This window comes from Neobacillus sp. 204 (assembly GCF_046562815.1).
GTDB lineage: Bacteria > Bacillota > Bacilli > Bacillales > Cytobacillaceae > Neobacillus.
This window is the reverse complement of record NZ_JBJORY010000020.1, coordinates 61869-71107: the sequence shown is the minus strand read 5'-3', so window position 1 is coordinate 71107 and position 9239 is coordinate 61869. Positions and strand designations below refer to the sequence as shown.

General features: G+C 36.7%; 11 protein-coding genes. 6 read left to right on the top strand and 5 right to left on the bottom strand.

The genetic code is table 11. From position 1 onward, the window contains the following. Window positions 1-164: 164 nt before the first annotated feature. The gene (locus ACJ004_RS27080) at window positions 165-560 is read right to left on the bottom strand and encodes a DUF3224 domain-containing protein (RefSeq protein ID WP_410896194.1); all 396 of its coding nucleotides are present in this window, start codon (window positions 558-560) and stop codon (window positions 165-167) included. Between the two features lie 110 nt (window positions 561-670). On the opposite strand from ACJ004_RS27080, the gene ACJ004_RS27075 reads away from it, so the two are divergent. The 3 genes from ACJ004_RS27075 (at window position 671) to ACJ004_RS27065 (ending at window position 2276) form a co-directional block, all read left to right on the top strand. Further along, window positions 671-916, top strand: a complete 246-nt coding sequence (locus ACJ004_RS27075) for a hypothetical protein (protein ID WP_410896193.1) — start codon at window positions 671-673, stop codon at window positions 914-916. A gap of 328 nt (window positions 917-1244) precedes the next feature. Beyond that, window positions 1245-1532 (top strand): hypothetical protein, encoded by a 288-nt coding sequence (locus ACJ004_RS27070; RefSeq protein ID WP_410896192.1) that lies wholly within the window; start codon window positions 1245-1247, stop codon window positions 1530-1532. Window positions 1533-1751: 219 nt separating this feature from the next. Next, entirely contained in the window at window positions 1752-2276 is a 525-nt protein-coding gene (locus ACJ004_RS27065; RefSeq protein WP_410896191.1) for a GNAT family N-acetyltransferase, read from the top strand. 101 nt (window positions 2277-2377) lie between these two features. Here the strand turns inward: ACJ004_RS27065 and ACJ004_RS27060 are convergent, their stop codons facing one another. Further along, window positions 2378-2788: a MerR family transcriptional regulator gene (locus tag ACJ004_RS27060; protein ID WP_410896190.1), complete on the bottom strand. Its 411-nt coding sequence runs from the start codon at window positions 2786-2788 to the stop codon at window positions 2378-2380. 264 nt (window positions 2789-3052) lie between these two features. On the opposite strand from ACJ004_RS27060, the gene ACJ004_RS27055 reads away from it, so the two are divergent. Beyond that, window positions 3053-4093 (top strand): NAD(P)-dependent alcohol dehydrogenase, encoded by a 1041-nt coding sequence (locus tag ACJ004_RS27055; protein ID WP_410896189.1) that lies wholly within the window; start codon window positions 3053-3055, stop codon window positions 4091-4093. Window positions 4094-4287: 194 nt separating this feature from the next. Here the strand turns inward: ACJ004_RS27055 and ACJ004_RS27050 are convergent, their stop codons facing one another. Beyond that, entirely contained in the window at window positions 4288-5187 is a 900-nt protein-coding gene (locus ACJ004_RS27050) for a LysR family transcriptional regulator (RefSeq protein ID WP_410896188.1), read from the bottom strand. A gap of 276 nt (window positions 5188-5463) precedes the next feature. Here ACJ004_RS27050 and ACJ004_RS27045 point away from each other — a divergent pair, with 276 nt between their 5' ends. Both ACJ004_RS27045 and ACJ004_RS27040 read left to right on the top strand, forming a co-directional pair. Then, window positions 5464-6309 (top strand): SDR family NAD(P)-dependent oxidoreductase, encoded by an 846-nt coding sequence (locus ACJ004_RS27045; protein WP_410896187.1) that lies wholly within the window; start codon window positions 5464-5466, stop codon window positions 6307-6309. A gap of 99 nt (window positions 6310-6408) precedes the next feature. Then, the gene (locus ACJ004_RS27040) at window positions 6409-7578 is read left to right on the top strand and encodes an MFS transporter (RefSeq protein WP_410896186.1); all 1170 of its coding nucleotides are present in this window, start codon (window positions 6409-6411) and stop codon (window positions 7576-7578) included. Between the two features lie 71 nt (window positions 7579-7649). Here the strand turns inward: ACJ004_RS27040 and ACJ004_RS27035 are convergent, their stop codons facing one another. Together ACJ004_RS27035 and ACJ004_RS27030 are read right to left on the bottom strand one after the other, a co-directional pair. Beyond that, window positions 7650-8246, bottom strand: a complete 597-nt coding sequence (locus tag ACJ004_RS27035; RefSeq protein ID WP_410896185.1) for a hypothetical protein — start codon at window positions 8244-8246, stop codon at window positions 7650-7652. Window positions 8247-8747: 501 nt separating this feature from the next. Next, window positions 8748-8954, bottom strand: coding sequence for a DUF1657 domain-containing protein (locus ACJ004_RS27030; RefSeq protein WP_410896184.1), 207 nt, complete (start codon window positions 8952-8954; stop codon window positions 8748-8750). Window positions 8955-9239 lie beyond the last annotated feature (285 nt).

The following is a 9239-nucleotide window of genomic DNA, read 5'->3' as shown; positions in this document are numbered from 1 at the left end:
ATTGGATTAGTTGGAACGCCGTATGCGGTGAAAGTCGCACGTACTGGTGTGGACGAGGGGAAAAGGGAGCGATAACTTCAACCCCTTACCTATTCGTATGAAGAAGATATTTCAACGAAAAGGACATTCCTGGTAGTACAGAGATGCCCTTTTTTACTGTTTTGTTATAATTTAAAGTCTAGAATTATCTTACTGGTTTCACCTGTAAACTTATAGTTGTAAGAACCTTTCAAGCTTTCTAAGTCACCGGTAGCTTTGATAATTGTTGCTGGAGAATCTAGATTTCCTTTATCAAATATTCCTTGCTCTATTGCAGTAAATGTCCCCTTTTTTCCCTTATAGGTTCCTTCGAAATGTAGAAATCCGGAAATTTTAGAAGTGGCCAAGTGACCATCATCCATAGTAGAGTTTATATAAAATAATAAATATTCAACAAAAGCTTTTCCTGTTAATTCACCCTCAATATCATATTCGACGTGGGCAATATTAATAGGGAATGCATTTCTAGTGTCATCTACTGGCTTTTCATCCCATTTGCTTACTGTAAATGTTACCTCCATAGTAAATCTCCCTTCATTCTTAAATCGTAATTCACCTCCAGTATAATATCCAAAAAGTACCCTTATCAATAATAGAATAGGACTGTTTTTAGTATTTTTCTTTACAGTCTTTGAATCAAGCAAGATTTAGGGCAAATAAGGCAGCACAACAGCTAATTGATTACGCTAATAAATATAAATCGGTAGTATTAGTTGGACACGGTTTTTTTAATATGTTAATTGCTAAAGAGTTACAGAAAAAGGGCTGGAAAGGTACAAGAAAAAGGGATGCAAAGCATTGGAATTGTACGACATTCTCTTTGTTCAACAAGAATGAAAATAAGTTTCTTCAAGAAAAGAAAAATGACAATACTTAAAAAGCCGCTGCTCAATCTTTAAAGAGGAGAGTGTTAATTAATAAGTCTATGGATTAGCTTGATGCACTGACTTAGGCTGCGTGGATGGCTAACAGGTGCATTATTAAAAGAAATAACTAACCAAATATTGGATTTTTTACAATTTTAGTGTAATATTACACTAAAAGTATATGGAGGTCGAATTGAAAATCCCAATTTGATAAGGTTATAGGTTCTGAATTATCATCGGATAATACACTTTGCATTGGGTGCTTGGAGGGCTTTTTCTACTTATGCAAAAAAACTAACTGTTCGACTGGAAAATATTATAAATTAGAGGTGGACTTATATGAAGTTAATTATTTTCTTTGGTCTAATCGTTTTTTCTTTATTAAGTTCTCTTAAATTTGGTCGAAATGATTTAAAAAACAACAAAAAACCAGTGTTAGCAATAATAAAAGCATTATTAATGAATATTGTTATCTTGGGGTTAGGAAGTATTTGGTGGTTCCTAACAGAAACGGATGGTATCAGTCAAGGAATAGGAGTTATGATTTATTTTGGCTCTATTGTAGGAATATCTCTGATTGATATGGTTTTTATCTATATTTGGAACGGGTTAGCAAGAACAGATTAGCAGAAAAAATATCTTAAAGATCTTCACTTTATCGAAGGGGTTAATTTACAAAAAATCCAAACTTAGTGTCTTACCTCTTACATTTCCCTCAGGTATATTTAACACATTATTGGAGTTTTTTTCACCTATGTTTCCTGACATTCTATTCCATTGTTTACGCGGTAAAAATGTTCTATTAAGCTATAGTAAAATTTACTACAAGGAAGGGGTGAGGAATGAATGAACAATGGGAATGTGTATATTAGAAAAGCAGTTATATCTGATGCAAAAGGAATAGCTAAGGTACACGTGGATTGTTGGAAAACTACATATAAGAATTTAGTTTCAGACGAATTTTTAAATAATCTAACATATGAAAGTAGAGAACAGTTATGGAACAACAACATTCCTAATGGCGGAGTATATGTTGCAGAAAACGAGAAAGGAGAAATTGTTGGTTTTTCTTCTGGAGGAATAGAAAGAAGTGGGAATTATAATGGGTTCGAAGGGGAGTTATATGCAATATATATTTTAGCAGAGTATCAGAGCAAAGGTATTGGAAAAGCACTTGTTAAACCAATAATTGATGAAATTAAAGAAATGGGATTAAACTCAATGCTTGTTCTAGTCTTGAAAGATAATATTTCTCGTCTATTTTATGAAGCACTTGGTGGTAAAAAAATAGATACTGTTGAAGTTGAGATTGCAGGGAAACAACTTTCCGAACTTGTGTATGGTTGGGAAGATATTAGGAACATATTTTAATTTTTCCTTCTTCCAATATCGGGTGCAAAAGTTAAATATATAAATAGAGCCATCTATCCTTCAAACCTACAGTGATATGAAGGAAGGTGGCTTTCTGTTAATTAAAAATTCCCTATTTTATCTTTTTTGTGAATATCTTCCGTTCCTGCATCCAATGCAGTCATATAATAGTTACATTTATGATTTATGAGTTCCATTGTCTTATTCAGTTCTTCCAACTGTGCTTCTACAGCAGCTTTTCGCTCCAAGAACAAGTCATATCTTTGCTGCAAGGTGGAATCGCCCTCAGAACACCATGCAATGAAACCTTTAATTTCCTTAATAGGCATCCCGGTAGATTTTAGACATTGAATAATTTTTAATGCTTCAATATCGGATTCTTTAAATAATCGGGTTCCACTAGGGGTCCGTTCTACAAAAGGGATTAGTCCCTCCTTATCGTAGTAACGTAAGGCATATACTGTGAGATTTAATTCTTTTGCAACTTCGCTTATAGAATATGTCAACGTCATTTATCTCCTTTTCTTTTGGTATAGACTTCGAGTTAACTCTATGTTTTGGGAAGAGTTTATCATGCTCTATGCTATATGTCAAAGCATAACTATATCATTTTATGTATTGAAATATTTTCTGCATATAAACTTTTTGCTTGACCTAGAGTTAACTATAGGGATTATTCTAGTTTTGCAAGAGAAAAAGGGAAAGGGAAGTTAAGTATCTATACCCGGTACAAATCAATTCTCTTGAAAACTCAAATTATACGGAGGTTTAAACAAATGATAACAGCTAAAGCGCGAGCAGTCGACGGTCCAGACAAACCGTTTCGAGTTGCTGAAATTAAAAGACGTGACCTTGATTTACATGATGTTCTGATTGAAATTAAATATGCAGGCATATGCCATTCTGACATCCATACTGCTCACGGCGAATGGGGTCCCGTGAATTATCCTCTTGTACCTGGACACGAGATTGCGGGAATTATCACAGATGTTGGAGCCGAGGTAACAAAGTATAAAGTCGGTGACCGAGTTGGGGTCGGTTGTATGGTTGACTCCTGTGGTGAATGTGAGAACTGCCGTAAAGGAGAAGAGCAATATTGTCTAAAAGGAAATGTCCCTACCTACGCAGGTGTTGACAAATACGGTGAGCCAACTCAAGGTGGCTATTCTACCCATATTGTCGTAACTGAGGACTTTGTAGTTAGAATACCAGATAATATTGGGCTTGACGTTGCAGCACCATTACTTTGTGCAGGCATTACGACATATTCTCCATTAAACCATTGGGGAGCTGGACCAGGTAAGAAGGTAGCTGTGGTTGGTATGGGCGGTCTTGGTCATATGGCTGTCAAGATTGCACACGCCATGGGTGCAGAAGTAACCGTTCTGTCCCAAACATTGAAGAAAAAAGACGATGGCTTGGAATTCGGCGCTGACAACTACTATGCTACGAACGATTCAGAGACGTTTAAGAAACTGGCGGGTTCGTTTGACCTCATCGTAAATACAGTAAGCGCTAAGATCGATATTAGTGCATACCTTTCGTTGCTGGCGCTGGATGGTACACTGGTCAATGTCGGTGCGCCAGCGGAGCCGTTGTCAGTTAACGTATTCTCACTGATTGGTCATCGCCGTTCATTTGCAGGTTCAATGATTGGAGGCATCCGTGAAACTCAGGAGATGTTAGAGTTCTGTGCAAAACATAACATTGTTCCTAAGATTGAAGTAATTTCTGCTGACCAAATTGACGAAGCTTACGAACGGGTGTTAGCTTCAGATGTGAAGTATCGTTTTGTGATTGACATTAGCACAATGTGATATAAATTCTAATGGTAAATTCGAGGATGTCCAAAAAGCCTAGCTTTTTGGACATCCTTATATATGTTGCTTCAAAGTGGAATTAAGTCCAAAGTAAATTTAGCACAAAAGCTATTCAGCCAAGCCACAGTATCATGCTTCTCTCTTAATTTTTGGAAATTGATCATACTGACCCAACAGAAGGTGAGGCTTTGTCAATTTAAAGATGAAAATTTCTCCTGAATTTCTTTTAAAAACTTATCAGCAGCTGCGGAAAAAACCTGATGCTTTTTCCAAACAATATTTAAGCCAGATTCTAGCCTTGGCTCTAACGGTCTAAAACAAAGGTTACTGTCACTAGATGTATTCACTATTTTATCAAGGGTTAGTGCATATCCAATGCCTTCTTCAACCATAATGGCAGCATTATAGGCAAGATTGTATGTAGTAACGACGTTTAATTTACCAAAATCTTCGCCAAACCAATCCGCAAATTCATTTTTAGAAAATGTCTGTTTCATAGCCTGTCGTGAACAGATTAGCGGTACATTTAATAAATCCACTGCTTTAATGGTATCTTTGAAAGCAAGAGGACTGTCTTTCCTCATTACCACGCCCCAAACATCTTTGGCTGGAATATTGATATAATTGTATTTTGATAAATCAGCTGGTTGAATTAAAATACCAAAGTCAAGCAATCCCTTATCAAGCCTTTCGGTCACATCGTCTTCGTTTCCGCTGTAAAGGTGATACCGGATATTGGGGTAACTTAACTGTAAATCTTTTACTACCCGTGCAATCTGTCGCATAGCATCTGTTTCCCCACCACCTAGGAAGACATCACCACTTATTGTTTCTTCCATGGAACTAAACTCTGTCTCTAATTTATTGACCATATCTATGATTTCTTCTGCTCTTTTTCGCAGAAGCATTCCTTCATCTGTAAGAAAAATTCTGTGACTACTCCGAATAAATAATTTTTTTCCTAACTCTTGTTCAAGGTCTTTTAATTGTCTTGACAAGGTTGGCTGTGTAACATGCAAAAATTCAGCAGCAGCCGTCATGCTTCCTTCTCTTGCAACAGTAAGAAAATAGCGCAAAACTCTAAATTCCATATAACACTCCTCCTTTATAATGGTTTAGTATATATGTTTCAGATATGCTCATCAAGCATATCTTGATATAAGAAATAGGTATTGGCTATATCATGCGGACATAGCTAGAATAAAAGTAATAACAACAGTAGAAAGGATGGTGTTTAGTGTGTCTACTATTAAAGATAAAGTTGTTGTAATTATGGGTGCATCCAATTATCATCCGTCCGACACTACAAGTGGATTAATAGGTCTTCTAAAAAAATAAAATCAAAAACAATCTGGGAGGAAATAAATATGACTAATATTAAGAAAGTTTGGTTTATCACAGGTGCTGGACGTGGAATGGGCATTGAGTTCGTAAAAGCTGCCCTTGCCACAGGCTACCAGGTTGTCGCCACTGGTCGTAGTACTGATAGGGTAGCCAAAGTTCTTGGCGATGACGAAAATCTGTTAATTGTGAAGTTGGATGTCACTGACTCAACAGATGCTGAGGCTGCCGTCAAGTCGGCTGTTGACCGATTTGGACGTATTGATGTGTTGGTCAACAACGCAGGCAACTTCTATGGTGGATTCTTTGAGGAGCTGACCTCACAGCAGATTGAACGACAAATCAATACCAATCTCTATGGTCCGATGAATGTCACCCGCGCCGTATTGCCTGTGATGCGTAAGGCTCGTTCCGGACATATTATTTCAATTTCTTCTCTAGCGGGGTTAGCTGGATTTGAATACAATGCCGCTTACTGTACTTCGAAGTTCGGTCTTGAGGGTTTTATGGAGTCGTTACATCAGGATGTCGCTCCATACGGCATCAAAACGACCATTGTAGAACCAGGATTCTTCCGTACCGAACTTTTAGAGCCAGAATCAACATTCCTTGCTGAGCCAAGTATCGATGACTACGCGGAGCGTAATGCACAATACCAGGCTTTTTGGAAAGAAAAAAATGGAAAACAGGAAGGCGATCCAGTCAAGCTTGCAAAGGCTCTAATCACCATCGCAAGTCAGGAGGAACCACCTACTCGCTGGATTGCTGGTGCAGATGCTATCGCTGGAGCGGAGCGGAAAGTAGCTGAACTTCAGCAACAAATCAATGCCTATCGTGACCTTTCAACCTCCCTCGATTACGAGGATGCATAAGCTGTCAGACGTAAATAAACTAAATTCTTTGAGAAGACCCTTTAAAATAAAATGCTCCCCAAAAATGGGAGCATTTTATTAAAGATAGGAGTTGTTTTTTTGACTAAACGAAATAATTTGTTGATTTTTATATTAACGATCGGAGTCTTCGGCATCTTAAATACCGAAATGGGGGTTATTGGGATATTACCTGCAATTGCTGACCACTTTCATGTCAGTGTATCAAAAGCAGGATGGTTGGTAAGTTTTTTTGCCCTTGTTGTTGCAGTATCCGGTCCAACGATGCCGTTATTGTTCTCAGGGATAAATCGGAAGAAGGTTATGTTACTTGTACTAGGTGTTTTCGTTTTGGGGAATATCGTATCCATATTTACATCTAACTTTACCATTCTATTAATTGCTCGTTTAATTCCAGCCTTTTTTCATCCTATTTATTGTTCTTTGGCATTTACAGTAGCTGCTGCATCAGTAAGTAAAGAAGAGGCTCCAAAGGCTGTTTCTAAGGTATTCATAGGAGTATCTGCCGGTATGGTAGTCGGAGTACCCATCGCAAGTTTTATCTCTAGTGCCGTTTCGTTTGAAATGGCTATGGCATTTTTTGCTTTTGTAAATGTCATAGTATTCATTGCAACATTGATTTTTGTACCATCTATGCCAGTTGAAGAAGGACTTTCTTATGGGACACAATTTTCCGTATTAAAAAAATCTATTACATGGCTTTCCATCGTGACTGTCATTTTATTAAACTCATCCATATTTGGGGTTTATAGTTATCTTGCTGATTATCTGAAAACTGTTACGAATATGCCTTCGAATACTATTAGTTTAATATTATTCGTATACGGCGGAGCCAATATTATTGGAAATATTGTAGGAGGGAAATTACTCACTAAAAATGCGAAGAAATTTGTCGCATCTTTTCCTTTTGTATTAGGGATCGTTTACATCCTATTATTCTTATTTGGACAGTTTACCTTACCTATGGCGTTCATTACTTTAATTTGGGGGATATTAGGTGGAGTAGGGGGTAATATCAATCAATATTGGCTTGCGTCTTCAGCTCCCGAAGCGCCTGATTTCGCCAATGGCTTATTTATCTCATCCTGTAACGTAGGAACAACAATTGGTGCAGCTGCAGGCGGGTTATTTATATCAGAAATGGGTACACAATACGTCGTATTAGTGGGAATCCTATCATTGATCCTAAGCTTGGTAACTATTTTACTAAGAAATTATATGTATAGTCCTACAAAACAACTTTCCATATAAGGAATATCCTTATATGGGGTTTCTCTAAAGAATTCATCGCAGCTGGGCTTTACTTTTATAAGTAAATTCGGTCAGACTCTTCCTTCAAGTATTTGCTTTCGATACTGGACGGCTGTTAGTAATTTATAACCTCTAAGCTTAGGAATTATGTTATCGAGTAGCCCAACCGCATTTTCCTTTTTCCCATCATAAACAGCTTGATCGATTTCCAACATGTTTAAAAAAAAGGTGTCTGTTATCTTCTCTTTATATTGTTTGAATGCTTCCACGTCGCCTTCATTTATGGCGATATCCGACAAAGCGTACCACTTTGCCTTATGTCTACCCATTTGCGTAAGAAGCTCTTTTGCTTTTCCGTATTGTTTCCGCTCCATTAAGAGCATCAATTCGGCATTTCTTTTTGATTTTTTGGAACGGATTTTCTCCATCGCTTGTTCCGCTGCCGATAGGTCCTTGTGAAGAAAATGGTAAAGGAATTGCAAATAGGGCGATTTGGATTTTTTTAAGTACGCCATTATCTTTTCGGCATCTTTTCCAAATAAAAGCGGGTTTCGAAACATTAAAAAAACAAGCACGACAACCAATATTCCATACATGAGCCAGATGGGAACCTGGAAAAATCCCATCAAAAAAGCAAACAGAACGACAAGCAGCAAAAACCAAATCATAGAATCCTCCGTTAACAGGTTTTATTCCTATTTTACCACATGGTATAATTCCACTTATAAATATAGTACAAACAAAAATCAATAATAATTCATCACTAGAGGTTCTTCAATGAAGTTATATACACTAAAAAAGCATTTTAATGGATATAAAAAAGGAACACAGTTTTACATGATTGCCGAATCAGAATTTATAGGGGTTAAAGAGTTTGTATTGAGAACGACAGATTTATCTAATAGGATATCGATCAATGAAAGTGAATTACATAAGAATTTTACTTTAATAAAAAATTTTTTCTCATGAATTAAAGACATTATTTTCATTTAGAACAAAATGTGAAGGTTTAAGTGAAGAAACAGAATAAATGGTGTTCTTAAAAACAAAACCATCCTAGAAAGGATGGTTAAGGAAAACGGACAAGAATTTTTTATATAACATCATATTCCGACCGCCATAAAATGTATCTGGGATATCTTATCATATTTGATAAGGGCGCTTTCACTTTATTGCTGATTGTACTGAGGTTCTTCCGCTTGAATTTCTTGAAGACGTGGTTCAAGGCTTTCAAGCACGGATTTTGTTTGTTGTGCGGCTTGTTGATAAAGCTGTTTTGCATTCTGGTTATCGGTTGCTAAAGCAAAAGTTTCAAAGCTTGCTTGTGCACCTTTTAAATTTGCTAAAACGGTTTGAACATCTTTTCCTACTGTCATTTTTTAAACCCTCTTTTCATTGAAGTAGTTTGTGAATATTTTTGTCTACTCGACTCACTTAAGATGCTCATAAATTTGAAATTTACTCTGCTTGAATAGAAAAAAAGTCCGATCGTCATTTCAAATTGGAACAAGACATTGTGAAGGGTCAAATATATCGCGAGGATGTAGCTTCAATCAACATCCAAGTTCAATACAGCCTAAGCATAAGGAAACAAGCTCTGAACTCTTCCAATAGAGTTCTAGAGCTTTTTTTAATTATAAAATATATTTTGGCGTTAACTT

Coding starts and splice junctions, on each gene's coding strand:
- ACJ004_RS27030 (WP_410896184.1), bottom strand. CDS start 8,954: ATGACAGTAGGAAAAGATGTTCAAACCGTTTTAGCAAATTTAAAAGGT.
- ACJ004_RS27050 (WP_410896188.1), bottom strand. CDS start 5,187: ATGGAATTTAGAGTTTTGCGCTATTTTCTTACTGTTGCAAGAGAAGGA.
- ACJ004_RS27080 (WP_410896194.1), bottom strand. CDS start 560: ATGGAGGTAACATTTACAGTAAGCAAATGGGATGAAAAGCCAGTAGAT.
- ACJ004_RS27055 (WP_410896189.1), top strand. CDS start 3,053: ATGATAACAGCTAAAGCGCGAGCAGTCGACGGTCCAGACAAACCGTTT.
- ACJ004_RS27035 (WP_410896185.1), bottom strand. CDS start 8,246: ATGATTTGGTTTTTGCTGCTTGTCGTTCTGTTTGCTTTTTTGATGGGA.
- ACJ004_RS27045 (WP_410896187.1), top strand. CDS start 5,464: ATGACTAATATTAAGAAAGTTTGGTTTATCACAGGTGCTGGACGTGGA.
- ACJ004_RS27060 (WP_410896190.1), bottom strand. CDS start 2,788: ATGACGTTGACATATTCTATAAGCGAAGTTGCAAAAGAATTAAATCTC.
- ACJ004_RS27065 (WP_410896191.1), top strand. CDS start 1,752: ATGAACAATGGGAATGTGTATATTAGAAAAGCAGTTATATCTGATGCA.
- ACJ004_RS27070 (WP_410896192.1), top strand. CDS start 1,245: ATGAAGTTAATTATTTTCTTTGGTCTAATCGTTTTTTCTTTATTAAGT.